25 protein-coding genes are annotated in these 23,486 nt (G+C 73.8%); 12 read left to right on the top strand and 13 right to left on the bottom strand.

Going from position 1 to position 23,486, the window contains the following annotated elements; genetic code table 11:
• Positions 1-137: 137 nt before the first annotated feature.
• On the bottom strand, positions 138-1,466 hold the full coding sequence (locus tag ACXJKG_RS04715; RefSeq protein WP_456844606.1) for an extracellular solute-binding protein: 1,329 nt from the start codon (positions 1,464-1,466) through the stop codon (positions 138-140).
• 86 nt (positions 1,467-1,552) lie between these two features.
• Positions 1,553-2,728, bottom strand: a complete 1,176-nt coding sequence (locus tag ACXJKG_RS04720; RefSeq protein WP_456844607.1) for an ROK family transcriptional regulator — start codon at positions 2,726-2,728, stop codon at positions 1,553-1,555.
• 218 nt (positions 2,729-2,946) lie between these two features.
• On the opposite strand from ACXJKG_RS04720, the gene ACXJKG_RS04725 reads away from it, so the two are divergent.
• Positions 2,947-3,993: an LLM class flavin-dependent oxidoreductase gene (locus ACXJKG_RS04725; protein WP_456844608.1), complete on the top strand. Its 1,047-nt coding sequence runs from the start codon at positions 2,947-2,949 to the stop codon at positions 3,991-3,993.
• On the opposite strand, the gene ACXJKG_RS04730 is transcribed toward ACXJKG_RS04725, so the two are convergent.
• From ACXJKG_RS04730 to ACXJKG_RS04745, 4 genes are read right to left on the bottom strand one after another with little or no spacing between them, the layout of a single operon-like run.
• Positions 3,994-4,650 (bottom strand): response regulator, encoded by a 657-nt coding sequence (locus ACXJKG_RS04730; RefSeq protein ID WP_456844609.1) that lies wholly within the window; start codon positions 4,648-4,650, stop codon positions 3,994-3,996.
• Positions 4,651-4,672: 22 nt separating this feature from the next.
• Positions 4,673-5,824 carry a sensor histidine kinase gene (locus tag ACXJKG_RS04735; protein ID WP_456844610.1) on the bottom strand — a complete coding sequence of 384 codons (1,152 nt, stop codon included), beginning with the start codon at positions 5,822-5,824 and terminating at the stop codon, positions 4,673-4,675.
• A 48-nt stretch (positions 5,825-5,872) separates the two neighbouring features.
• Positions 5,873-6,757 carry a PfkB family carbohydrate kinase gene (locus ACXJKG_RS04740; protein ID WP_456844611.1) on the bottom strand — a complete coding sequence of 295 codons (885 nt, stop codon included), beginning with the start codon at positions 6,755-6,757 and terminating at the stop codon, positions 5,873-5,875.
• Position 6,758: 1 nt separating this feature from the next.
• Positions 6,759-7,076 (bottom strand): hypothetical protein, encoded by a 318-nt coding sequence (locus ACXJKG_RS04745; protein ID WP_456844612.1) that lies wholly within the window; start codon positions 7,074-7,076, stop codon positions 6,759-6,761.
• 146 nt (positions 7,077-7,222) lie between these two features.
• Between ACXJKG_RS04745 and pgi the strand changes: the two genes are divergently transcribed.
• Positions 7,223-8,893: a glucose-6-phosphate isomerase gene (gene pgi, locus ACXJKG_RS04750; RefSeq protein WP_456844613.1), complete on the top strand. Its 1,671-nt coding sequence runs from the start codon at positions 7,223-7,225 to the stop codon at positions 8,891-8,893.
• Positions 8,894-8,935: 42 nt separating this feature from the next.
• On the opposite strand, the gene ACXJKG_RS04755 is transcribed toward pgi, so the two are convergent.
• Entirely contained in the window at positions 8,936-10,165 is a 1,230-nt protein-coding gene (locus ACXJKG_RS04755; protein WP_456844614.1) for an amidohydrolase, read from the bottom strand.
• A gap of 193 nt (positions 10,166-10,358) precedes the next feature.
• Here ACXJKG_RS04755 and ACXJKG_RS04760 point away from each other — a divergent pair, with 193 nt between their 5' ends.
• Positions 10,359-10,727, top strand: coding sequence for an RNA-binding S4 domain-containing protein (locus ACXJKG_RS04760; RefSeq protein WP_456844615.1), 369 nt, complete (start codon positions 10,359-10,361; stop codon positions 10,725-10,727).
• On the opposite strand, the gene ACXJKG_RS04765 is transcribed toward ACXJKG_RS04760, so the two are convergent.
• Complete coding sequence (locus ACXJKG_RS04765; RefSeq protein ID WP_456844616.1) at positions 10,714-11,598, bottom strand: DUF72 domain-containing protein; 885 nt, start codon at positions 11,596-11,598, stop codon at positions 10,714-10,716. The genes ACXJKG_RS04760 and ACXJKG_RS04765 overlap by 14 nt on opposite strands.
• A gap of 53 nt (positions 11,599-11,651) precedes the next feature.
• On the opposite strand from ACXJKG_RS04765, the gene ACXJKG_RS04770 reads away from it, so the two are divergent.
• From ACXJKG_RS04770 to ACXJKG_RS04785, 4 genes are all read left to right on the top strand, one after another.
• A complete protein-coding gene (locus ACXJKG_RS04770; RefSeq protein ID WP_456844617.1) occupies positions 11,652-12,587 on the top strand; it encodes a DNA-3-methyladenine glycosylase family protein in 936 nt (311 codons plus the stop codon).
• An 84-nt stretch (positions 12,588-12,671) separates the two neighbouring features.
• Positions 12,672-13,001: a YciI family protein gene (locus ACXJKG_RS04775; protein ID WP_456844618.1), complete on the top strand. Its 330-nt coding sequence runs from the start codon at positions 12,672-12,674 to the stop codon at positions 12,999-13,001.
• 132 nt (positions 13,002-13,133) lie between these two features.
• Positions 13,134-14,660, top strand: a complete 1,527-nt coding sequence (locus ACXJKG_RS04780) for an MDR family MFS transporter (RefSeq protein ID WP_456844619.1) — start codon at positions 13,134-13,136, stop codon at positions 14,658-14,660.
• Between the two features lie 70 nt (positions 14,661-14,730).
• Positions 14,731-14,955: a hypothetical protein gene (locus tag ACXJKG_RS04785; protein ID WP_456844620.1), complete on the top strand. Its 225-nt coding sequence runs from the start codon at positions 14,731-14,733 to the stop codon at positions 14,953-14,955.
• A 3-nt stretch (positions 14,956-14,958) separates the two neighbouring features.
• On the opposite strand, the gene ACXJKG_RS04790 is transcribed toward ACXJKG_RS04785, so the two are convergent.
• The 3 genes from ACXJKG_RS04790 to ACXJKG_RS04800 are packed head-to-tail and all read right to left on the bottom strand — an operon-like array spanning position 14,959 to position 17,534.
• Positions 14,959-15,513 (bottom strand): DnaJ family domain-containing protein, encoded by a 555-nt coding sequence (locus tag ACXJKG_RS04790; RefSeq protein WP_456844621.1) that lies wholly within the window; start codon positions 15,511-15,513, stop codon positions 14,959-14,961.
• Positions 15,514-15,543: 30 nt separating this feature from the next.
• A complete protein-coding gene (locus ACXJKG_RS04795; RefSeq protein WP_456844622.1) occupies positions 15,544-16,878 on the bottom strand; it encodes an ATP-binding protein in 1,335 nt (444 codons plus the stop codon).
• A gap of 2 nt (positions 16,879-16,880) precedes the next feature.
• On the bottom strand, positions 16,881-17,534 hold the full coding sequence (locus ACXJKG_RS04800) for a response regulator transcription factor (protein WP_456844623.1): 654 nt from the start codon (positions 17,532-17,534) through the stop codon (positions 16,881-16,883).
• Between the two features lie 84 nt (positions 17,535-17,618).
• Between ACXJKG_RS04800 and ACXJKG_RS04805 the strand changes: the two genes are divergently transcribed.
• The 4 genes from ACXJKG_RS04805 to ACXJKG_RS04820 all read left to right on the top strand — a co-directional run bounded on the left by ACXJKG_RS04805 (position 17,619) and on the right by ACXJKG_RS04820 (position 21,272).
• Entirely contained in the window at positions 17,619-18,860 is a 1,242-nt protein-coding gene (locus tag ACXJKG_RS04805) for a LolA family protein (protein ID WP_456844624.1), read from the top strand.
• A 20-nt stretch (positions 18,861-18,880) separates the two neighbouring features.
• Complete coding sequence (locus tag ACXJKG_RS04810) at positions 18,881-19,843, top strand: ABC transporter ATP-binding protein (RefSeq protein ID WP_456844625.1); 963 nt, start codon at positions 18,881-18,883, stop codon at positions 19,841-19,843.
• Positions 19,830-20,681, top strand: a complete 852-nt coding sequence (locus tag ACXJKG_RS04815; protein WP_456844626.1) for an ABC transporter permease — start codon at positions 19,830-19,832, stop codon at positions 20,679-20,681. The genes ACXJKG_RS04810 and ACXJKG_RS04815 overlap by 14 nt, the downstream gene beginning before the upstream one ends.
• Before the next feature lie 117 nt (positions 20,682-20,798).
• On the top strand, positions 20,799-21,272 hold the full coding sequence (locus tag ACXJKG_RS04820) for a helix-turn-helix domain-containing protein (RefSeq protein WP_456844627.1): 474 nt from the start codon (positions 20,799-20,801) through the stop codon (positions 21,270-21,272).
• A 21-nt stretch (positions 21,273-21,293) separates the two neighbouring features.
• Here the strand turns inward: ACXJKG_RS04820 and ACXJKG_RS04825 are convergent, their stop codons facing one another.
• Both ACXJKG_RS04825 and ACXJKG_RS04830 read right to left on the bottom strand, forming a co-directional pair.
• Positions 21,294-21,905 (bottom strand): ClpP family protease, encoded by a 612-nt coding sequence (locus ACXJKG_RS04825; RefSeq protein WP_456844628.1) that lies wholly within the window; start codon positions 21,903-21,905, stop codon positions 21,294-21,296.
• Positions 21,905-22,525 carry a ClpP family protease gene (locus tag ACXJKG_RS04830; protein ID WP_456844629.1) on the bottom strand — a complete coding sequence of 207 codons (621 nt, stop codon included), beginning with the start codon at positions 22,523-22,525 and terminating at the stop codon, positions 21,905-21,907. Before ACXJKG_RS04830 ends, ACXJKG_RS04825 begins: the two co-directional genes overlap by 1 nt.
• Positions 22,526-22,641: 116 nt before the next feature.
• Between ACXJKG_RS04830 and ACXJKG_RS04835 the strand changes: the two genes are divergently transcribed.
• The gene (locus ACXJKG_RS04835) at positions 22,642-23,454 is read left to right on the top strand and encodes a pentapeptide repeat-containing protein (RefSeq protein ID WP_456844630.1); all 813 of its coding nucleotides are present in this window, start codon (positions 22,642-22,644) and stop codon (positions 23,452-23,454) included.
• The last annotated feature ends 32 nt before the right edge of the window (positions 23,455-23,486 follow it).

The following is a 23,486-nucleotide window of genomic DNA, read 5'->3' on the forward strand; positions in this document are numbered from 1 at the left end:
CGCCCGGATCAGGTGGTCGGACGATCGGGGATCGGTCGACCGTGATCGTCGTGCGGTCGATCGGTCGGAGGTCGTCCGACCGGTCTGGTCCCGGCCGGCCGCACCCCGGGTGGGGAGGCGGCCGGCCGGAGCCGGGATCAGTTCAGCGCGTCCTCGATGAGCTTGTCCGTCGCAGCGGCAGTCTCCTTGACGTCCGCACCGGTGGCGAGCTTCTGGAAGAAGTCCTCCAGGATGCGGTCACCCTCGACGTCCGCCCACTTCTCGGCGGCCGGCGTGAGCTTGGCGTTGAGGGCGGCGGCGACGGCGGCCTTGGCGTAGACGTCGTCACCCATGGAGGCGGCGTAGTCCGTGTTGCCGGGGATCAGGCCGTTCTGGCCGAGCATGTTCTGGAAGTCCTCCGTGAACATGATCTTCAGCAGGCTCTTGGCCAGCTCCGGGTGCTTGGACTTCGCCGCGATGGCGATGTTCGAGCCACCGGCGAAGCCGTTCGCGTACGAGCCGGCCTCGATGCCCGGCAGCGGGAAGATGCCGGTGTGCTCCTCGTTGCACTTCTGCTGGTCCGCGAGCTTGGCCTTGGCGGCGTCCGACTTGTCGTCAGCGGCGACACCCTGGTTGCACTGCGGCAGGTCGATGCTCCACCGGGCCCACGTCGGCGCGGAGAACATGGCGGCCTGGCCCGCGTTGAACGGGACCCACGGCTCGTTCGAGTCGCTGTCGGCCGGSGCGTKCGTCGCGTTSKYGAASAGGTCCTGGACCTCCTCGAGACCCTTGATGGACTCGGGCGAGGACAGSGCACCCTTCCAGGTGTCGCCKTCCTGSACCGCGAGGTCRCCACCGTTGGTGTAGATCCACGCGGCGCCGTTGTACCAGTCCTGGCCGGGCAGCCAGAAGCCGGACTGCGTGTCCGTCTGGAGCTTCTTGGCGACCTCGGTGAACTCGGCGAGCGTCGTGGGGACCTCGACGCCGGCCGCCGTGAACGCGTCCTTGTTGTAGAACACGGCACGGGCACCGGAGTAGTACGGAGCGGCGTAGAACTTGCCGTCCGCGCTGCCCGCCGCGACGAAGCCGGGGAGCAGCTTGTCGCCACCGAGCTCGTCGTACATGTCGGTGATGTCGGCGAACGCGCCGGCGTAGGTGAAGGTCGGCGACTGCGTGTTGCCGATCTCGACCACGTCGGGGGTCTGGTCCTCGGAGGCCAGCGCGGTCTGCAGGCGCGGGACCAGGCCGTTCCAGTCCTGCTGCTCGATGACGAGCTTGGAGCCCGGGTTCTCGGACTCGAACGTCGTCGTGAGGTACTCACGCAGCGCGTCCGGGGTGTCCGTGCCGTTGAGCCACAGCTTGATCGTGGCGGGCTCGGGCGTGCCGGCGGGCGTGCTGGCCGAGTCACCGGCGTCGTCGCCGTTGCCGCAGGCCGCGAGCGTGAGCGCGGCCGCCACGCCGACGGCCGCGAAACGTAGGATCTTCACGTTGGGGTTCCTCCCGTGAGCGAGGCGAGCACCGGGTGGCGTCGCCGGGTGGTTCTTCCGACCTGCAGTGGGCCGGCTGGGGGTCGTCACGAGACCCCCAGCTGGCCTGACAGGACCAGGACTGCCGCACCAGCGAGAGCCCCGTCCTCGTCGAGGGATCCCATCCGCAGCGCCAGCCCGTGCCCGATGACGGGCATGGTCCGGGAGCGGACGGTGGCGAGCGCCGAGTCGCGCAGAGGTCCGTCCAGCAGCTCCGGCGGACCGGAGAGCAGGACCTCGGCGAGGTCGAGCGCACTGACGACGGGTGCTAGGGCGATGCCCAGCAACCGTCCGACCGACGCCAGGGCGGCGTCGGAGTCTTCGGGAGACAGACCGGCGGTCCGGCGGCGCAGGGCCGGGACGCTGAGCACGGTCTCGAGGCAGCCCGAGCGGCCGCACGCGCAGTCGAGCGGGGGCTCGTCGCGCACGTCGCCGTCCACCACGGTGACGTGGCCGATCTCGCCCGCGGCGTGGTGCCGGCCGAGCACGAGCGCGCCGTCGACGACGATGCCCGCTCCGACGCCCTGGCCGATGGTGACGACCATGCAGCCCGACCCGGCGGCGCCGCCGTACGTGAACTCCCCCAGCGCCCGGGTGTTGGCGTCGTTGGCCACGTGCACGGGGACGCCGAGCGCCCGCGTGAGGTCCGCGGCGAGCGGGAGGTCGAACCAGCCCCGGTTGGGCGCCTGGACGACGGTGCCCGCGAGGTCGATGACACCCGGGGACGCGATGCCGACGCCGATGACCGGGCGGGTCGCGGCGGCGAGCAGCTCGCGGCACAGCTCCTCCACGAGCTCCGCGKCGGCGGCACCCGTGCGGCCCTCCAGGGCGACGGAGCGGCGCACGACCACGCCGCCGACGAGCGTCATCACGGCACCCAGCAGGCGGGAGTCGTCGGTGAGGTCGACGGCGACGATCTGGAAGTCCGACGTCCGCATGCCGACGAGGGTGGCGGGCTTGCCCACCTTGCCCTCGGCGCGGACCCCGAGCTCCTCGACCAGGCCCTCGGCGATCAGGTCCGCCACCAGACCGGACACCGTCACGCGGGTGAGGCCGGTGCTGCGGGCGATGTCGGCGCGGGACGCCGGGCCGATGTGGAACAGGTGGGCGAGCACGAGCGACCGGTTGTGCGCACGAGCGTGCTCGGGCAGCACCTTGCCGGTCGGGCGCAGTGCCCGACCGACTCCGCGTGCTGCCGCGAGGGGCTGCGTGGTCGCTGTCACGTTTGTTAGTAGACCTTCCTTACTAATCGAAGTCAACTCACTTCTGTGACCGTGACCACATCGTGACCGGACGTTCACAATGGGGACTCATCCCGTCATCTCGTTGTGACGTTTCAGTCCGCCCCGGTGGGAACGCGTCCACGCCGATGACGTGCAGCGACGCTCCCACCTGCGGGAACGCCGGGAACAGGCGCCGCGGTCGATGCGTTCGCATGGTCATGGAGCTCGGTCTGTACACGTTCGGCGACGTCCACCCCGACCCGGTCACCGGGGCTCAGGTCTCCCCCGGCCAGCGCATCCGGGACGTGCTCGAGCGCGTCCGGCTGGCCGAGGAGGTGGGCCTCGACTACGTCGGGATCGGCGAGCACCACCGCCCGGACTACGCGATCTCCTCGCCGTCCACGGTGATCGCCGCGGCCCTCGCGCAGACGTCCCGGCTCACCGTCGGCAGCGCGGTGACGGTGCTGTCGACCGAGGATCCCGTCCGCGTCTTCCAGCAGTTCGCGACGATGGACCTGCTCTCCGAGGGCCGGGTCGAGCTGCTGGCCGGTCGAGGCTCGTTCATCGAGTCGTACCCGCTGTTCGGGGCGTCGCTCGACGACTACGACGAGCTCTACGACGAGAAGATCCAGCTGCTCCTGCGGCTCGACGAGTCGGAGCGCGTGACGTGGAGCGGCCGGTTCCGCTCCGCGCTCGACGACGCCCTGGTCCTCCCCCGCCCGTTCGACCACCCCGGTCGCGGGCAGCACCTGCGGATCGCCGTCGCCACCGGCGGCAACCCCCAGTCGTCGGTGCGCGCGGGCGTGCTCGGGCTGCCCATCAGCTACGCGATCATCGGCGGGCAGCCCGCCCAGTTCGCGCCGCTGGTGGACCTGTACCGGCGCGCGCACGCCGAGTCGGGGCACGAGGCGAGCGACCGCTTCGTCTCCGTCGCGGGCATGGGGTTCTTCGCCGAGGACGGCAAGGCGGCCCGCGACTTCTTCTACCCGTACTGGCTGGAGTCGATGCGCCGGATCTCCTCCGAGCGCGGGTTCCCGATGCCCAACCGCATCTCCTACGAGGCGCAGGCGGCCCGCGGCGGCGCGTACTTCGTCGGCGAGCCCGAGCAGATCGCCGAGCGGATCGTCGCGCTGCACGAGGTCCTGCACCACGACCGGCAGTCGTTCCAGATGGACCTGTCCGGCGTGCCGCAGAAGGAGTCGCTGCGGTCGATCGAGCTGCTCGGCACCCGGGTCGCCCCGCTGGTCCGCGAGGCCCTCGGCTAGCTAGCGGCCCATCCGGCCCGTCTCGAACGCCCACATGGCGAGCTCCACCCGGTTCCGCGCSCCCAGCTTGTCCATGAGGCTGCCGAGGTGCGTCTTCACCGTGCCGAGGCTGATGTGCAGCTCGTCGGCGATCTCCGAGTTGGTCCGCCCCCGCGCCACGGTGAGAAGCACCTCCTCCTCGCGGCCCGTCAGCGGGGCGATCGGCTGCGCCGCGGGCCGCCCGTCGCCGCCGGCCGCGAACGTCGCGAGCAGGCGGACCGTGACGTTCGGGGCGATCAGGGCGTCGCCGGCGGCGGCCGCGTGCACCGCCTGGACCAGCAGCTCGGGCCCCGCGTCCTTGAGCAGGAACCCGCGCGCACCCGCCTTGAGCGCCCCGTGCACGTACTCGTCGAGGTCGAACGTGGTGATGACGACGACCGCCAGGGGGTCCGCGACGTCCGGTCCGGCCAGCCGCCGCGTCGCCTCGATGCCGTCCATCTCGGGCATCCGGATGTCGAGCAGGCACACGTCGGGCCGCAGCTCGCGGGCCAGCGCCACCGCCTGACGCCCGTCGCCGGCCTGGGCGACCACCTCGATCCCGGGCTGCGCGGCCAGGATCATGGCCAGGCCGGTCCGCACGATCTCCTGGTCGTCGGCCACCAGCACCCGGATCGTCATCGCGTCGCCCGCTCCTCGGTCGTCATCGCGCCGCCCCGACCTTCGGCAGCACGGCCTCGACGGTCCAGCCCCGCTCCGCGCCGGGGCCGGCGTCCAGGGTCCCCCCGAGCAGCGCCGCTCGCTCGGTCATGCCGACGATCCCGTACCCGTACCCGGTCCCGCCCCGCGCCTGGACCTCGCCGTCGTCCGACACCGTCAGGCGCACGCAGTCGTCGTCACCGGCGACGAGCACCCGGATCCGGGAGGCGTGGCGGGCGTGGCGCAGGGCGTTGGTGATCGACTCCTGCGCGAGCCGGTACACGGCGACGCCCACCGCGGGACGCAGGTCGTCCAGCTCCCCCGACAGCTCCAGCTCGACGCGCGGCGGCCCGTCCACGGCCTTGGCCAGCCGCTCGATGTCCGCGATCCCCTGCTGCGGGGCCAGGTCCGCGGCGGCTCCACCGTCGCGCAGCGTGCCGACCATGAGCCGCATCTCGGTCAGCGCTCGCGAGGCCTCGGCCTCGATGAGTCGCAAGGCGTCGACCGCGGCGTCGGGATCGGTGGCCGCCACGACCCGGCCCGCCTGCGCCCGGACGGCGATCGCCGAGACGTGGTGCGCGACCGTGTCGTGCAGCTCCCGCGCGAGCTGCTCGCGCTCCCGCAGGCGCACCTGGTCCTGCTCGCGCAGCCGCGACGTCGCGACGAACCGCACCCAGGCGCCGATCGCGGCCGGTGACAGCAGGAACACGATCTCGAGCACCGCGTCGCCGATGCCGGTCCAGTGTCCGGCGACGCCCAGGGCCAGCGCGACCACCACGACGGCGAGCCCGAGCACGACCTCGCGTCCGCTCCCCCACCTGACCAGCGCGTACGGCACCAGCAGGATGCACACCGACGTGTACAGGCCCCACTCGCCCGCGCCGGCCACCAGTGCCGCCGCATCGACGACGGCCAGGCCGCCGAACACGACGACCGCGACGGCGAGCGGGTGCGTCCGCCGCCACAGGAGCGCGAGCACGGTGACGACCGCGACGACCGTGGACGCGGCCTTCCACGTCACGTCCTGGCRTTGCACGGTCTCGAGGACCGCGGCCGGCACCAGCAGCCCGACCAGCACCCAGTCCCGCCAGACGCGCGCCGGCGCGCCCGGCGGTCGGGGCGCCGTCCACAGCGGACGGAGGGCGTCGGGGATCACGCAGGCAGCCTAAGCACCGCCCGCACTCCGCCGGGTCGGCCGAACGGCCTACTCCCTGACCCAGCCCAGCGCGCCGCGGTGGCGGACGGAGTCGCTCGCGCACCGGATCCCCTCGGCGAGCGCGCCGAGGAACGGCTGACCGGCGGCGAGCGCTGCGGMGGTGGCGCCGTGCAGCACGTCCCCGGCGCCGAGGGTGTCGACGACGTCCGCGGTCTCGACGACCGGTGGCTCGATCGAGGACCACGAGACGTCGCCGTCGTCGGTCGCGACCCGCACCCGCACCGGACCAGCGCCCGACGAGCGGGCGACCACCCGCGGCCCGAGCGCCGCGACCCGCCCGAGCAGCTCGTCCTGAGTCGCCGGCTCCCCCGGGAGCCCGAAGTCCGCCGAGAGCACCGCGTGCTCGACGACCGCCAGCAGGCGGTCCAGCCCTGGCTTCCAGCTGCCGCCGTCGAGCAGGACCGGCACCCCACGTCGACGCGCCTCTGCCGCGAGCGCCGCCCCCGCCTCGAGATGGTGCCCGTCGACGAGCACCGCGGTCGCACCGTCGAGCACGCCGGCCGCCGGCGCGGGCAGGTCGGCGGTACCGGTCGCGTTGACGGACACGACGGCCCGCTCCCCCGTCGCCGCGGTGACCAGCACGGTCGAGACGGCCGGCGACCCCGGCAGCCCGTCGAGCAGGTCGACCACCTCGACGCCGGCGTTCGCGAGCCCGTCGCGGACCAGGTCGGCCACCAGTCCCGCCCCGAGCGCCGTCACCAGCCGGGTGCGGACCCCGAGCGCGACCGCGGTCGCCGCCGCGTTGGCCGCAGGGCCGCCGAACGTCACCTCGAGGCTGCGCGCGACCACCTTCTCGTCGGCCCCCGGGAGGCGGTCGACCACCTGCACGACGTCCAGCGTCGCCAGGCCGCAGCAGACGAGGAGGGCGCTCATCTCAGGCGACGCGCTCCGCGACGACCGGGCGGTCCACCAGCAGGAACGTCGCGGCACCGAGCACCAGCGCCGCCACGACCACCGCCGGCCAGGCGCCGATGACGTGCCCGAGCAGGTGCGATCCCGCGACGCAGACGGCGCCTACCAGGACCACGGCGCACACCCGCCACCAGCCGGCGGACCGGGCCCGGACCGCGCACCACACCACGCCCGCCACCAGCACGACGCCGCCGAGGGCGCGCACGTCGGTGAGCTCGGCGACGGCGAAACCGACCACCAGGGTCAGGGCGGCGATGACGGCGGTGGGGAGGCGGGACATGCGCCACAACCTAACCGGGCACGACGCCGTCGCCGGACGCGTGGCCACGGACCGCGGTGCGAGCGGTCCCGCCCGCGCAATACGGTGGACCCGGCGCCGTCGCGACCACCGCGCGCGCACCCCGACCCGCTCGAGAGGGAAACACCGTGTCCACGCAGCCCATCGACGCCACGACCACGACCGCCTGGCAGGAGCTGAGCGTCCACGAGTCGACGCTGTCGCCCGACCTGCGCGGCTGGTTCGCCGCCGACCCCGAGCGCGCCACCCGTCTCACGCTCCCGCTGGCCGACCTCACGGTCGACCTGTCGAAGAACCTGGTCACCGACGAGACGCTGGCGCTGCTGGTCCGGCTCGCCGACGAGGTCGGGCTGGCCGACCGGCTGCAGGCCATGCTGCGGGGCGACCACATCAACGTGACCGAGGACCGCGCCGTCCTGCACACGGCCCTGCGCCGCCCGCCCGGCGCCTCGCCGTCTCTCGCCGTCGACGGCCAGGACATCGACCGCGACGTGCAGGCCGAGCTGACCACGATGTTCGCGTTCGCCGACAAGGTCCGCTCCGGCGAGTGGACCGGCGTGACCGGGTCGCGCGTCCGGACCGTCGTCAACATCGGCATCGGCGGCTCCGACCTGGGTCCGGTCATGGCGTACGAGGCGCTCAAGCCGTACGTGCAGGACGGGCTCGAGGTGCGGTTCGTCTCCAACATCGACCCCAGCGACCTCGCGGAGACCGTCAAGGACCTCGACCCGACGACCACGCTGTTCATCGTCGCGTCCAAGACGTTCGGCACCCTCGAGACGCTGACCAACGCGCGCCTGGCCCGCGACTGGCTCTGGGAGCAGCTGCGCACGGCCRACGACGACGAGTCCCGCAACGCGGCCGTCGCCAAGCACTTCGTCGCGGTCTCCACGGCGCTCGACAAGGTCGCCGCGTTCGGCATCGACCCCGCGAACGCGTTCGGTTTCTGGGACTGGGTGGGCGGCCGGTACTCGGTCGACTCGACCATCGGCACGTCGCTGGCCATCGCGATCGGGCCCGACGGCTTCCGCGACTTCCTGGCCGGCTTCCACGCCGTCGACGAGCACGTGGCCACGACGCCGTTCGCGCAGAACGTGCCCGTCCTCATGGGGCTGCTCAACGTCTGGTACGTCAACTTCCTCGGCGCGCACACGCACGCCGTGCTGCCGTACGCGCAGTACCTGCACCGGTTCGCGGCGTACCTGCAGCAGCTGACCATGGAGTCGAACGGCAAGTCGGTCCGCTGGGACGGCACCCCGGTCACCACGCAGACCGGCGAGGTGTTCTGGGGCGAGCCCGGCACCAACGGCCAGCACGCGTTCTACCAGCTCATCCACCAGGGCACGCGGCTCATCCCCGCCGACTTCATCGCCGTCGCCAACCCGGCGCACCCGCTCACCGACGGTGGCGTCGACGTGCACGGCCTGTTCCTGGCCAACTTCTTCGCGCAGACCAAGGCCCTGGCGTTCGGCAAGACCGCCGACGAGGTCCGCGCCGAGGGGACCGCCGAGGACATCGTGGCCGCGCGCGTGTTCTCCGGGAACCGCCCGACCACGTCGATCCTGGCCTCGTCGCTCACCCCGAGCGTCCTCGGCCAGCTCATCGCGCTGTACGAGCACATCACGTTCGTGCAGGGCGTCGTGTGGGGCATCGACTCGTTCGACCAGTGGGGCGTCGAGCTGGGCAAGAAGCTCGCGCTCGAGATCGCCCCCGCCGTGCAGGGGGACGCCGCCGCGCTCGCCGCACAGGACCCGTCCACCCGCGCGCTGATCAGCAAGTACCTCGAGCTCCGCGACTGACGAGAGCCGCTGCCGCACACGCGCGCGGCCGGCGGCGCGCGGCTACTCCGCGAAGCGCGCCGAGCGCTCCACGACCACGCCGTGGCCGGCCTCGGCGTCCCACATGTAGACGGTCTTCCCGTCGATGAGCACGTGCTCGGCGCGTGAGGTCACGTCGAGGGGATCGCCGGACCACACGACGATGTCGCCGTCGAGCCCGGGCGCCAGCGCGCCGACCCGCTCGTGCAGGCGCAGGAACGTCGCCGGGTTCACGGTCAGCGCCTCCAGGGCGGTCTGGCGCGGCAGCCCCTCCTTGACCGCGAGGGTCGCCTGGTGGACCAGGAAGTTGATGGGCACCACGGGGTGGTCGGTGGTGATGGCGACCCGGACGCCCGCGGCGGCGAGCGTGGCCAGGTTGGCGATGGCCCGGTCGCGGAGCTCGACCTTGGACCGGCTGGTGAACATCGGGCCGAAGATCACCGGGATGTCGCGCTCGGCCAGGACGTCGGCGATCTTGTGCGCCTCGGTGCCGTGGTTGATGACCAGCCGGTACCCGAACTCGTCGGCCAGCCGCAGTGCCGTCGCGATGTCGTCGTGCCGGTGGGTGTGCTGGTCCCAGGCGAGCTCACCGTCGAGCACGCGCGCGAGGGTGTCCATCGCCAGGTCCGTCTTGAAAGGCTCGCCCTTGGTCGCCGCCGCCGACCGCGCGGCCCGGTAGTGCTGCGCCCGCGTGAACGCCTCGCGGATGACCAGCGCGGTGCCCAGCCGGGTCGACGGCGTCTGCTTGCGCTCCCCGTACACCCGCTTCGGGTTCTCCCCCAGCGCCGACTTCACGCTCACCGAGGCCGAGATCACCTGCTCGTCGACCGTCCGCCCGCCCCACGCCTTGATGGCCACGGACTGCCCGCCGATCGGGTTGCCCGAGCCCGGCTTCACCACGATCGACGTGACGCCGCCGCTCAGCGCGTCGCGGAACCCTTCGTCGTCGATGTTGATCGCGTCGATCGCCCGGACCGCGGCCGCGTTCGGGGTCGTCATCTCGTTGGTGTCGTTGCCGGCCGCCCCCTCGCCCTCCTCGTGCAGGCCGACGTGCCCGTGCGACTCGACGAACCCCGGCAGGACCCAGCGCCCGGTGGCGTCGACGATCCGCGCGCCGTCGGGGACCTCGACGTCCGCCCCGACCGCCGTGATGCGCCCGTCGACGACGAGGACCGTGCCGCCCTCGATGGGCTCGGAGGCGACGGGCACGACATAGCCGCCGGTCACGGCGACGATCTGCGAGGAGGAGGTCATCGCTCCACCGTATGACGACCGGCGGACGGCCGTCGCGCGCGCCCGAGCGCCCGACCATGTGCTTGTCGACGCCATCGGTCCGAATGAGGTCGACAACGACATGGTCGACGGATGTCGCGCCGCCGGGGGCCGGCGACCGCCTCGGTCGGACGGCGGGCTCAGCGTCCGTCGGCGGTCGTGAGAGGCTCGGGYCGTGGCTGAGGTGACGCGTGCGCGCGTGGACGCGTGGACCTGGGCGGTGCGGCTGTTCGCCACCCGGTCCGCGGCCGCGGCGGCGTGCCGCGCCGGGCACGTGCACGTCAACGGCGAGCGCGCCAAGCCCGCGACGATGGTGGTCCCGGGCGACGAGGTGCACGTCCGCGGCGGCGAGCGCGAGCGGATCGTCGTCGTGCAGCGCACGGTGGTGAAGCGGGTCGGCGCGCCGGTGGCGGTGGCCTGCTACCTCGACCGCTCCCCCGCGCCGCTGCCGAAGGAGCACGTGGTCCCGGGCGAGCGCGACCGCGGCGCGGGCCGTCCGACCAAGCGTGACCGGCGCCTGATCCAGCGGCTCAAGGGCCGCTGACCTGCGGCGCGATCCCGAGCCGGCGCGCGAGCGCCATCGAGTCGTAGGGCGCGCGGACCTTGGTGTCGTTGTCGAAGTACACGAACACGTCCCGTCCGGCCGCCGCGGGACCGGGTCCGGCGAGCGTCCGCGCGCCCGCCGGCTCGTCGCCGGCGGCCCACGCCCGGACCTTCGCCGCCCATCGGTCGAGGGACTCGTCGTCGTACCCGCTGGCGTACAGCTCGGTCTCGCCGTGCAGGCGGACGTAGACCAGGTCGGCGGTGACGTCCTCGATCACGGGCCACCGACCGGCCGCGTCCGCGACCACCAGCCCGATGCCGTGCTCCCGGAGCAGCTCGACGAACCGCCGGTCCTCGAAGCTGGCGTGCCGGACCTCGAGCACGTGCCGCAGGGGCCGGTCCTCGTCGGTGCTGGTCAACGCCCGGTCGTCGAGCCGCTCGTCGTGCTCGGTGGTCAGCTCGGCCGCGGCGGCCGTGCTGCGCGGGAGGAGCTCGAAGAAGGCCGCGAGCCGGTCAGGGTGGAAGCCGAGGTTCGGCGGCAGCTGCCACAGGACGGGGCCGAGCTTGGGTCCGAGCGCGAGGACTCCGCTGGCGAAGAAGTTGGCCACCGGCACGCGCACGTCTGCGAGCTTCTTGAGGTGCGTGACGAACCGCGGACCCTTGACCGAGAAGACGAAGTCGTCGGGCGTCTCGGCGACCCAGCTGCGGTAGCTCTCGGGGCGCTGGAGCGCGTAGAACGAGCCGTTGATCTCGATGGAGGTGAGCGCGCGCGACGCGTACTCGAGCTCGCGACGCTGCGGCAGGTCGGCCGGGTAGAACACGCCGCGCCAGGGTGGGTAGCGCCAGCCGGAGATCCCGGTGCGGATCGTCATGCAGGCAGTGTGCCGTGCTTCGTCGCGCGGGGACGGCGGCGCATAGTGGAGGCGTGATCCCCGCGCCGACCAACGAGCACGCGTGGCTCGCGTCGGTCTACCGTCCGGCGGCGCCGGTCGACGTCCGGCTCACCCTCGGGCCGCTGCGGCGCGGTGCGGGCGACCCGGCGTGGTGGTTCGCCCCGGACGGGTCCGTGTGGCAGGCGACGTCGACCCCGGACGGCCCGGCCACCCGGCACCTCGTGCGACGCTCGGACGGGATCCACGCGACCGCCTGGGGACCGGGCGCCGAGCGTGCCCTGGCCGGCGTGCCCGGGTTGCTGGGCGCCGGCGACGACCCCACGGGCTTCGACGCCGCCCTGCACCCGGTCGTCCGCGAGGCCCACCACCGGCTGCCCGGGCTGCGGATCCCGCGGTCGGCGAACGTGCTCGAGGCGCTCGTCCCGGCCGTGCTCGAGCAGCGCGTCGTCGGCCTCGACGCGAAGGCTGCCTGGCGCCGGCTGGTCCTGCAGCACGGCACGCCCGCTCCCGGACCCGCCCCGCGGACGCTGCGGGTGCCCCCGACGGCCGAGACCTGGCGCGCGGTCCCCGTGTGGGACTGGCGACGGGCCGGCGTCGAGGAGCAGCGCGCGGGCACGGTCGCGCGGGCCGCCGCCGTGGCCCACCGGCTCCAGGAGGGCGTCGACCTGCCGATCGCCGAGGCGCGGCGACGCCTGCTCACGGTGCGCGGCATCGGCCCGTGGACCGTCGCCGAGATCACGTCGCGCGCGCTCGGCGACGCGGACGCCGTCTCCGTCGGCGACTTCCACCTGGCCCACCTGGTCGGCTGGGCGCTGACGGGCCGGCGTACCGACGACGCCGGGATGCTCCGCCTGCTCGAGCCGTGGGCCGGTCATCGGCAGCGCGTCATCCGCCTGATCGAGATCACCGGCGCGGCGAACGCCCCCCGCTTCGGGCCGCGCGCACCCCGCGCGCGACCGTTGCACTGAGATTGGTCGCCCGCGAGTGTCGATCCGGGCGCACCGGGTTCGTCCAACAGATGACAGCCCGACCTTCCCCGAACCGGAGGACCCATGCGCTTCCTGCTGCTGATCTGTACGGACACCGAGCCCGACACCGACCCCGGCGACGACATCCGCGACTGGGTGGCCGAGAACGACCGGCGCGGCCTGACCGTCGAGGGCGACCGCCTGCGGCCGGTCGAGGACGCCCGCACCGTCCGGGTCCGCTCGGGCAGGCTGCTGGTGACCGAGGGCCCGTTCGCCGAGACGCAGGAGCTCATCGCCGGCTTCGACGTCCTCGAGTGCAAGGACCTCGACGAGGCGCTGGAGCGGGCCGCCGCCCACCCGATGGCCCACGCCGGGCGCATCGAGGTCCGGGCGACCTGGCCGTTGGGGCTCTGAACCCCCGGGCAGTTCTCCTGAACGCGAAAGACGTCGACCCCGCAGGGTCGGCCCGCACAGACTGTGCACACCGTCCGCGCCGACCACGTCGGCCGCGCCACATCCTTCCTCCCGCACCCTGAGGTGACCGCTGTGACCGACGAGACCCTGACCACCACCCATCCGCCGTCGGGCGCTGCACGCGAGGACGCCGTGCCGGACAACGGCCCGCGCGACCGCCTGGCCGTGCGCCTGCTGCTCATCTCGACGTTCGTCGTCATCCTCAACGAGACGATCATGGGCGTCGCCCTGCCCCACCTGATGACCGACCTGGACATCCCCGCGAGCACGGCCCAGTGGGTCACCACGGCGTTCATGCTGACGATGGCGGTCGTCATCCCGGTGACCGGCTTCGTGATCCAGCGGTTCACCACGCGGACCACGTTCATCGCCGCGATGACCCTGTTCAGCGTCGGCACGACGATCTGCGCGCTGGCGCCCGGGTTCGGGACGCTCATCGCCGGCCGCGTGGTGCAGGCCGGCGGCACCGCGATCATGCTGCCCCTGCTCATGACCACCGTCATGACGGTCACCCCGCCCGCCAGCCGCGGTCGCACGATGGGCAACATCTCCATCGTCATCTCGGTCGCCCCGGCCATCGGTCCGACGATCTCCGGCCTGGTGCTGAGCGTCCTCGACTGGCGCTGGCTGTTCGCCCTGGTGCTCCCGATCGCGGTCGGCGCCCTCGCGCTGGGTGCCATGCGCCTGCCGAACCTCACCGAGCCCAAGCTCGCGCGCGTCGACGTCGGCTCGGTCATCCTGTCGGCGTTCGCGTTCGGCGGCCTGGTCTACGGGCTGAGCGGGCTCGGCGCCGCGGCCACGACGGGCATCTCGACCGTCACGTGGGTCTCGCTCGGGGTCGGCGCCGTGTCCCTCGCGGTGTTCATCTGGCGCCAGACCCAGCTGCAGAAGGTGGACGACGCCCTGCTCGACCTGCGGACCTTCTCGTCGTCGACGTTCCGCATCTCGGTCGGCGTCATGGCGATCAGCATGATGTCGCTGTTCGGCACGCTGATCCTGGTGCCGCTGTACGCCCAGACCGTGCTCGGGCTGGAGGCGCTGCAGACGGGCCTGCTCCTGCTGCCCGGCGGCCTGCTCATGGGCGTCCTCGCGCCGAGCGTCGGGCGCGCCTACGACCGGTACGGCCCGCGGCCGTTGCTGGTGCCGGGAGCCGTCGTGGTCAGCGCCGGGGCCTGGGGCTTCACGATGCTGGGCACGACGAGCTCGTCGTGGCTGCTGCTGGCGTCCCACGTGCTGCTCAGCATCGGTCTCGCGCTGATGTTCACGCCGCTGTTCACCTCCGCCCTCGGGTCGCTGCCCGCGCACCTGTACTCGCACGGCAGCGCGGTCGTCGGCACGGTCCAGCAGGTCGCCGGTGCAGCGGGGACGGCGCTGTTCATCACGGTCCTCACGGCCCAGAGCGCCACGCTCGCGGCCGGCGGCGCGGACGTCCTCGACGCCACCGCCGGGGGCATCCACTCGGCGTTCCTGGTGGGTGCGTTCATCTCGCTGGCGGCCATCCCGGCGGCGTTCTTCGTGCGGGCGGCCCCGTCGCCGCACGGCTCCCCGGACGAGGCGTCGGACGAGATCCTGGCGGGTGAGGCGGCGCAGGTCGTCTAGCACTGGCTACGCTGGTGGCCCCCGGTGGATCCGACGCCGGGGGCCGCCGCAGCACCCAGGAGGACGTCCCATGAGCTACCCGGTGATCGAGCGTCGCGAGGGGTCCAGCGCCCCCGGCGGCCGCGCCCTGGCCGTCGTCTTCCCGGCCATCCTGTTCCTGCTCGGCCTCGCGCTGTTCACGGTGGCCTTCAACGTCGGCGACTGGGGCCCGTGGGTCTTCGCCGGCGGCATCCTGTCGATCACGCTGGCCTTCGCCATCCCCACGACGATCCTGCCGGCCCTCGAGGACCGCTGACCCTCAGTCGGCCCGGCGCCACCACCGGCGCCGCACGGTCGGCTCGACCGGCTCCACCGTCACCGCGGGCGTCCGCCGCGCGTGCCACTGCCTGACCTCGAGCTCCACGTCGCGCAGCGGGGTGACCACGGGCGGGCCGCCCATCAGCTGCCGTCGCGCGGAGACGATCCGCGCGTTGAACTCCGCCAGCGCCTCGCGCACGTCCTTCTCGGACCGCAGCGCGTCGAGCCGCCCGACCAGCGCCGCGTCGTCCTTGCGCAGCTGGATCGCCTCGGGCAGGACGCCCGTGATCTGCTCGCGCGCGATCAGCGCCTTGAGCCACCAGTCCGGGTCGTGCTGGGTGCCGATGCCGGGGATCGGCTTGCCGGCCAGCGGCAGGTCGTCGAACTCCCCGCGGGCGATCGCCTGGTCGATCACCACGTCGACCCACAGGTGCCTGTTCTCCATCCGTCCGACGGCCTGCGGGGGGCCGTCGGCCGCGTCGGGCGCTCCGTCGCGTGCGGCGTCGCGGTCGGCCCGGTACCGGGCCGCGTCGCGCACGGGGTCGTGCTCGGTCATCGTCACCTCCGCGGGCTCGTGGGTCCCAAACTACGTCGAGGCACCCCACCGCGGCAGCCGGAGCTCCGCCCGCAAACCCCCGAGGTCGGCATCGCCGAGCACCACGTCCCCGCCCTGCTCCCGGGCGATCTCACGGGCGATCGCGAGCCCGAGGCCGCTGCCGCCCGCGTCCCGCTCACGGGCCTCGTCGAGCCGCACGAACCGCTCGAACACCCGCTCCCGGTCGCCCGGGGCGAGCCCGGCGCCGTCGTCGTCCACCCGCACCCGGCCGTCGGTCACCACCACCTCGACCTGGTCGACGGCGTGCCGCGCTGCGTTGTCGACGAGGTTGCGCAGCACCCTGCCCACCGCCATGGCATCCCCCCGGGCGTGCCCCGCCCCCGACACGGTGACGGCCACCGCCCCACCGGGCCGGACCACGTCGCGGGCCACGGCGAGCAGGTCGAGCTCCTCGTGCACCAGCGGCGTCGAGCCGACGCGCGCGAGCAGCAGCAGGTCGTCCACCAGCACCTGCATGCGCAGCACCTCGCCCTCGAGGTCGGCCGCGAGCTCCTCGGTCCCGTAGGAGGTCGGGTGTGCTCGCGCGACCTCGATGCTCGTGCGCAGGGCGGCCAGCGGGGACCGGAGCTCGTGCGCGGCGTCGGCGACGAACGCCCGCTGCCGGGCCGCGCCGGCCTCGAGCCGGTCGAGCATCGAGTTCAGCGTGCGGGCCAGCGCCCCGAGCTCGTCGTCCCGGTCGGGCACCGGCAGCGACCCCGGTCCGCCCGACGACGCGACCTGGGCGGCCCCCCGGCGCAGCTCCTCGACCGGCCGCAGCGCACGGCCGAGGATCACCCACACCACGAGGGCGAGGGTCAGGGTGAGCAGCGGCACGACGACCACGAGCGCCAGGCGGAGCGCGTCGAGCACGCCCTGCACCTCGGTGAGCGGGACGCTCGCGACGACCGTCGCCGGCTCGCCCCGGTAGGTGGTGGGCTGCACGGCGACCCGCGCGACGTCGTCGTACGCGCTCTGCTCCGTGGTCGAGACACCGCTGAGCCCCGCCAGCTCGCCGATCGGGAGCACCGGCAGGGTCCGGCTCGCGTTCGGGGACGTGGCCAGCACCGCGCCGTCGGCGTCGATCAGCTGCACGATCTCACCCGGCTCGGCCACCGGGAGCGTGTCGGGCAGCCGGTCGTCCGACGCCAGCGCCGCCACGGTCGCCGCGCGCTCGCGGACCACGTCGGACAGGACGTCCACCCGGGTGCTCCGCAGGACGACCGTGAGCGCGACCGCACCCACGACGAGCGCCACGCACAGCGCGCCCGACGCGAGCACGGTGAGCCGCAGCCGCAGGGACGCGCCCCGACGGACGCCGGCCGGCACCGCTAGCCCGCCACGCGGTACCCGGCGCCGCGGACCGTCTCGACGACGTCACGGCCGAGCTTGCGGCGCAGGTAGCCGACGTACACCTCGACGACGTTGACGTCCTCGCCCGTGCCGTCCCACACGTGGTCGCGCAGCTCCACCTTGCCGACCACGCGGTCGGCGTGGTGCATGAGGTACTCCAGCAGGGCCAGCTCGCGGGTGGTCAGCGCCACCGGGTCGCCGCCGTGGCTCACGCTGCGCGTCGCGGGGTCGAGCACCAACGTGCCGACCGTGAGCACCGGCGGGCGGACCTGACCCTGCCGCCGCAGCAGCGCGCGCAGGCGCGACACCAGCACGACGAACGCGAACGGCTTGGTCAGGTAGTCGTCGGCCCCCACGTCGAGGCCGTCCGCGACGTCGTACTCGCCGTCCTTGGCGCTGAGCATGAGCACCGGCGTCCACACGTCCCGCGCGCGCAGCTCGGTCACGACGTCGTACCCGTTGCGCCGGGGCAGCATGACGTCCAGCACGATCGCGTCGTAGGTGTCCTCGGAGGCCAGCTCGAGCCCCCGCTCGCCGTCGTAGGCCACGTCGACCGCGAACCCCTCGGCGGTCAGGCCGCGGTGCAGGGCGCGCACGAGCCCGCGCTCGTCGTCGACCACCAGGACCCGCACCTGGCCAGCATCGCACTGCCCGGACCACGGGGGCGCACGATGCTCTCAGCATGCCCTCAGCAGGCACGATGCACAGTTGGTCCTATGAACGAGTCCCGCCGCACCCTCTCGCCCCGAGCCCGCTGGGCCGTCCCCGTGGTCGCCGCCGTCGCGGTCGGCCTGGCGTTCGTCGCACCGCCGCTGCTCGCCTCCGCCGGCGACGAGGGCCTGCCGACGATCAGCCCCGAGGACCTCGCCGCCAAGGTGGCGTCCGCGGAGCCGTCGCCGCTGTCCGGGACCGTCGTCTACACCGCGCGGCTCGGGCTGCCTGAGCTCCCGTTCGGCGACGTCGGGGGCGCCGACCCGATCGCGCTGCTCAGCGGCTCGTCGACGATGCGCGTCTGGTCGGACGGCGGCGAGCGCTCACGTGTCGCGCTGCTGGGTCCGACGTCCGAGTACTCCGTGGTGCAGGACGGCCCGCAGGCGTGGACGTACTCGAGCACCGACGACGCCGTCGTGCACTACAGCCTCAGCGCCGCCGACGCCGCGCGCTACGACGACCTGTCGGCGCAGGCGCAGGCCGGCCAGCTGCCGGTCCAGAGCGACCTGCCGACGCCCGCCGAGGCCGGCCGCGAGGCAGTCGGGCTGGCCAAGGCGTCGTCGAGCGTGACGCTGGACTCCGAGACGCAGGTCGCCGGGCACGCCGCCTACCAGCTCGTGGTGACGCCGACCAGCCAGACGACCCTCGTCGGGAGGATCGTGGTGGCCGTGGACGCAAAGACCTCGACGCCCCTGCGCGTGCAGGTGTGGAGCAAGGCCGACACCCAGACGCCCGCGCTCGAGATCGGGTTCACCGACGTGTCGTTCGCGACGCCGGCCGACTCCGTCCTGGCGTTCTCGGCACCGGCCGGTGCGTCCACCCGGGACGTGGTCGTGCCGCTCCCCGAGGAGCCCGCCGCCACCCTGCCCGACGCCCAGACCCACCAGCTGCCCGACGGGGTGACCGTGACCGGCACCGGCTGGGACACCGTCGTGCAGTCCTCCGGGATCGACGTCGCCGCGCTGCTCGCCGGCGACCCGACCGCCGCCGCCGGCCTGCCCGGCGTCGACAAGTCGTTCGGCTCGCAGGGCGCCGAGCAGCTGTACAACGAGTTCGTGCCGAAGGACGGCTCGGGCGGCCCGATGGGCTCCCTCGACACGTCCGCGCTGTACGACGCGCTGACCACGACGGTCCCCGAGGGCCGGCTGCTCTCGTCGGCGCTGCTCTCCGTGCTCGTCACCGACGACGGCCGCGTGCTCGTCGGTGCGGTGCCCGGCGCGACCCTCCAGGCCCTGGCGGCGAAGTGACGGAACCGTCGACCGCGGCCGTGCCCCCAGCGGGCGCGGCCGCGCCCGACCTCGCGATCCGCACGGAGGGCCTGACCAAGCGGTTCCGGTCGGGACAGGTGGCCGTCGACGCGATCGACCTGCAGGTCCCGCGCGGGGCCGTCTACGGCTTCATCGGGCCCAACGGCTCGGGCAAGACGACGACGATCCGCATGCTGCTCGGCCTGGTGCGACCGACCAGCGGGCGCGCGTTCCTGCTCGGGTCGCCGATGCCCGAGGGCGGCGCCGTCGTGCTGCCGCGGGTCGGCGCGCTGGTCGAGGGCCCGGCGTTCCACCCGTACCTGACCGGCCGCGCCAACCTGGGCCGGCTGGACGCGAGCGACGCCACCGCGGACCCGGCGACCGCCCGCCGGCGGACCGACGAGGCGCTGGAGCGCGTGGGCCTGGGGGCCGCGGCGGCCAAGCCGTACCGGCAGTACTCGCTGGGCATGAAGCAGCGGCTCGGGCTGGCGGCGGCCCTGCTGCGGCCGCGCGAGCTGCTGGTGCTCGACGAGCCGACCAACGGGCTCGACCCGCAGGGCACGCGCGAGGTGCGCAACCTGGTGCGGGAGCTGGCCGACCAGGGCACCACGGTGCTGGTCTCGTCGCACCTGCTGGCCGAGATCGAGCAGGTCTGCTCGCACGTCGGGATCATGGGCCGCGGTCACCTGCTGATGCAGGGCGACCGCGCCGCGCTCACCGACCGCGGCGCGGCCCGGGTGTCGGTGCAGACGTCGGCCGACCACGTCGGGGCCGCCGCCGAGGTGCTCACCGGCCTGGGGGTGACCGAGGTCCGCGCCACCGGCGTCACCGTCAGCGGCCTGCTGAGCGGCGTGCCGCCAGAGAAGGTGTCGGCCGCCCTGGTGCACGCGGGCGTCGACCTGCTGGGCCTCGAGGTCCGCCGGCCCAACCTCGAGCAGATCTTCGTCGGCCTGACCGGGGAGGGCTTCGATGTCGCTCGTTGAGCTGGCGCCCCCGCGTCGCGGTTCGCTCCTGCGGCTCACCCGCAGCGAGCTGCGCCTGGTGCTGGGCCGACGCCGCAACCTCGTCCTGCTGTGCGGCCTCGCGCTGGTCCCGCTGCTGCTGGGCACGGTCCTGTTCCTCACGGAGGACTCCGCGCTGGACGGCCAGGGGCCCGGGTTCATCGGGCAGGTCACCGGCAACGGGCTGTTCCTGGTCGTCGCGTCCCTGTTCCTCTGCCTGCCGTTCCTGCTGCCGCTGACCATCGGGATCGCGTCCGGCGACGCGATCGCCGGCGAGGCGTCGACCGGCACGCTGCGCTACCTGCTGACCGTGCCCGTGGCGCGGGGTCGGCTGCTCGCGGTCAAGGCCGTCGGCGCGCTCGCGTTCGCGGCTTCGGCCGTGCTGGCCATCGCGATCGTCGGCCTGGTGACCGGGGGCGCCTACTTCGGGCTGCACGGCGTCACGCTGCTGTCCGGGACCACGGTGCCGCTGGGCGCCGGGGTGCTCCGGATCGCCGGCGTCGTGGCCTACGTGGGGCTCTCGATGACCGGGCTGGTCGCCGTCGGGCTGTTCTTCTCGACGCTCACCGAGGTGCCGGTCGGCGCCATGGCCGCGACGGTCGTGACCGCGATCGTCTGCGGCGTGCTCGACCAGCTGCCCCAGCTGCACGCGATCGCGCCCGCGCTGCTGACCCACCACTGGCTCGACTTCGCGGAGTTCCTGCGGCTGGAGCCCGACTGGGGGGTGCTCGGCCAGGGGCTCGCGCTGCAGGTCGCGTGGGTGGTGATCTTCGGCGCGCTGGCGTGGAGCCGGTTCACGACGGCGGACGTGTCGAGCTGACCGGACGACGGGTCGCGCCGGCGGCGTTCCGCTGAGGGCAGACGCGGCACGACGGCGCCCGGCCCGGATCGCGGGCTAGCGTGGCCGGAAGAGCTGCCGCACCATCCGGAGGACGCGATGACCCCGCACCTGACGCACCTCGAGCACCGGCCCGAGCCGCTGCTCCGGCGCCTCGTCGGCGCCATCCTGCGGGAGCACCGCGAGCGCGCCGGCCGCACGCTGCGCGACGTCGCGACGGACGCCCGGGTGTCGATCGCGTACCTGTCGGAGGTGGAGCGCGGCCGCAAGGAGGCCTCGTCCGAGGTGCTCGCCGCCGTGTGCCGGGCGCTCGGGCTGCGGCTCGTCGACCTCATCGGCACCGCGCACGCGCAGCTCGCGCTCGCCGAGGGTCGCGTCGTCGTGGACCTCACGGCACCCGCCCCGGGCGAGAGGGTCACCGCGGCGGCCGGGCGCGAGCTCGCCGGCGTCACGACGCTGACGGCCCGCGGCCCCATCCGTTCCGAGGACGCCCCCGTGCTCACCAGCATGAGCTCGCTGACGGCACGGGCCGACGCCGGCCGCCTCGGCGACGCGCTCCTGCTCGCCGCCTGAKCAGGGAGCACGCCGACCACCTCACGCCAGCGGAGGAACCTCCTTGAGCGTCGTCACCACGCGGTCCGCCAGGCCGTAGTCGACGGCCTGCTGCGCCGTGAGGATGAGGTCGCGCTCGGTGTCGGTGCGCAGCCGAGCCAGCGGCTGACCGGTGTGGCGGTGCAGGATCTCGTCCACCTGCTCGCGCAGCCGGCCGATCTCGCGGGCCTGGATCTCGAGGTCCGCCGCGGTCCCCTCCCCGCCGCCGGACGGCTGGTGCAGCAGCACCCGCGCGTGCTCGAGCACGTGGCGGCTGCCGGGAGTCCCGGCCGCCAGGAGGACGGCCGCGGCGGAGGCGGCCTGCCCGAGGCAGAACGTCGCCACGGTCGGCTTGATGTACTGGATGGTGTCGTACACCGCCAGCAGCGCGGTGATCGAGCCGCCGGGCGAGTTGATGTACAGGTGGATCGGCGAGTCCTGGCTCTCCGACTGCAGGTGCAGCAGCTGCGCGATGACCACGTTGGCGACGCCGTCGTCGATCTCGGTGCCCAGGAAGATGATCCGGTCGCTGAGCAGCCGCGAGTAGACGTCGGACGCCCGCTCCCCCGTGGGCCGCTGCTCGATCACCACGGGGATCGTGTACTGGCCGGCCATCACAGGCCTGCTCGCCGCAGGTGCGCGTCGGGGCGGACGTCGTCGAGGTGCTCCACGACGCGGTCGATGAACCCGTAGGCGACGGCCTCGTCGGCGGTGAACCAGCGGTCGCGGTCGGCGTCGCGCTCGATCGTCTCGACCGACTGACCCGTGTGCTCGGCGGTGAGCGACTGCATGGTGCGCTTCACGTGGGCCATGTTCTGCGCCTGGATGGCGATGTCGATGGCGGTGCCGCCGATGCCGCCGGACGGCTGGTGCATGAGCACCCGCGAGTGCCGCAGCGCGAACCGCTTGCCGGGGGTGCCCGCGCTGAGCAGGAACTGGGCGGCGCTCGCGGCCAGGCCCATCGCCAGCGTGGAGACGTCGTTGGGGATGAGCCGCATGGTGTCGTACATCGCGAGCGCCGCGCTGACGGAGCCGCCCGGCGAGTTGATGTAGAGCGCGATGTCGCGGCGCGGGTCCTCCGCGGACAGCAGCAGCAGCTGGGCGCAGACGCGGTTGGCGATGGTGTCGTCGACCTCCTGGCCCAGCACCACGATGCGCTGGTGCAGGAGGCGGGTGGACAGGTCGTCGTCGAACGGGCGGAGCGGTGGTGCCTCCGCGGCGCGGGCCGTGATCATGAGTACCTCCCTGGTCGGTGCGGGACTCCTCGACCGTGGCACGCGGTCGGGCCCGTCGACCCCCGGGTCTGCCGTGGGCGGATCTGCCGACGGCAGACGCGATTAGCCTCGAGCCGATGGAGGTCACGGTGCCCGCACTCCCGATCGAGCTGCGGTCCGACTGCGCGCGGTGCGTCGGGCTGTGCTGCGTCGCGCTGCCGTTCGCGCGGTCGTCGGACTTCGCCTTCGACAAGCCCGCCGGCGAGCCGTGCCGCCACCTCGAGGCCGACTTCCGGTGCGGGATCCATGCCGCGCTGCGGGATCGCGGGATGCCCGGGTGCACCGCGTACGAGTGCTTCGGCGCAGGTCAGCACGTCACGCAGGGCACGTTCGGCGACCGCAGCTGGCGCGAGGACACCACGCTGGCGGCCGAGATGTTCGCGGTGTTCCCCGTCATGCGGCACCTGCACGAGCTGCTGGCCTACCTGGCGGAGGCGGTGGCGCTCCCGGCGGCGTCCGCGGTGCGGGGCGAGCTGGTCGGGCTTCGCGACGAGATCGTGACGCTCACCGGCGGGGACGCCGAGGCCCTCGGGCGGGTCGACGTCGCGGCCCTGCGCGGCAGGGTCGGGCCGCTGCTCGCCCGCGCCGGCGCGCTGGCCCGGAACCCGGGCGGCAGGAACCTGCGCGACGCGGACCTCGTCGGCAAGGACCTGCGCGACGCGGACCTGCGCCGCGCCGACCTGCGCGGTGCCTACCTGCTCGGTGCGGACCTGCGGGGGGCGGACCTGCGGCTGGCCGACCTGCTCGGCGCCGACCTGCGCGGCGCCCGGCTGCACGGCGCCGACCTGACGGGCGCGCTGTTCCTCACGCCGCCGCAGGTCGCGGCGGCACAGGGCGACCCGGCCACCCGCCTGCCGTCCGGGCTCGTCGCGCCGACGCACTGGGGTTGATCGGCCATGGACGTGGATGTCGAGATCCGGGT

The sequence above is a fragment of the Cellulomonas sp. P5_C6 genome (assembly GCF_054049635.1).

Coding starts and splice junctions, on each gene's coding strand:
- ACXJKG_RS04830 (WP_456844629.1), bottom strand. CDS start 22,525: ATGATCACGGCCCGCGCCGCGGAGGCACCACCGCTCCGCCCGTTCGAC.
- ACXJKG_RS04805 (WP_456844624.1), top strand. CDS start 17,619: ATGAACGAGTCCCGCCGCACCCTCTCGCCCCGAGCCCGCTGGGCCGTC.
- ACXJKG_RS04815 (WP_456844626.1), top strand. CDS start 19,830: ATGTCGCTCGTTGAGCTGGCGCCCCCGCGTCGCGGTTCGCTCCTGCGG.
- ACXJKG_RS04755 (WP_456844614.1), bottom strand. CDS start 10,165: ATGACCTCCTCCTCGCAGATCGTCGCCGTGACCGGCGGCTATGTCGTG.
- ACXJKG_RS04725 (WP_456844608.1), top strand. CDS start 2,947: ATGGAGCTCGGTCTGTACACGTTCGGCGACGTCCACCCCGACCCGGTC.
- ACXJKG_RS04745 (WP_456844612.1), bottom strand. CDS start 7,076: ATGTCCCGCCTCCCCACCGCCGTCATCGCCGCCCTGACCCTGGTGGTC.
- ACXJKG_RS04835 (WP_456844630.1), top strand. CDS start 22,642: ATGGAGGTCACGGTGCCCGCACTCCCGATCGAGCTGCGGTCCGACTGC.
- ACXJKG_RS04785 (WP_456844620.1), top strand. CDS start 14,731: ATGAGCTACCCGGTGATCGAGCGTCGCGAGGGGTCCAGCGCCCCCGGC.
- ACXJKG_RS04820 (WP_456844627.1), top strand. CDS start 20,799: ATGACCCCGCACCTGACGCACCTCGAGCACCGGCCCGAGCCGCTGCTC.
- ACXJKG_RS04825 (WP_456844628.1), bottom strand. CDS start 21,905: ATGGCCGGCCAGTACACGATCCCCGTGGTGATCGAGCAGCGGCCCACG.
- ACXJKG_RS04765 (WP_456844616.1), bottom strand. CDS start 11,598: ATGACGATCCGCACCGGGATCTCCGGCTGGCGCTACCCACCCTGGCGC.
- ACXJKG_RS04790 (WP_456844621.1), bottom strand. CDS start 15,513: ATGACCGAGCACGACCCCGTGCGCGACGCGGCCCGGTACCGGGCCGAC.
- ACXJKG_RS04775 (WP_456844618.1), top strand. CDS start 12,672: ATGCGCTTCCTGCTGCTGATCTGTACGGACACCGAGCCCGACACCGAC.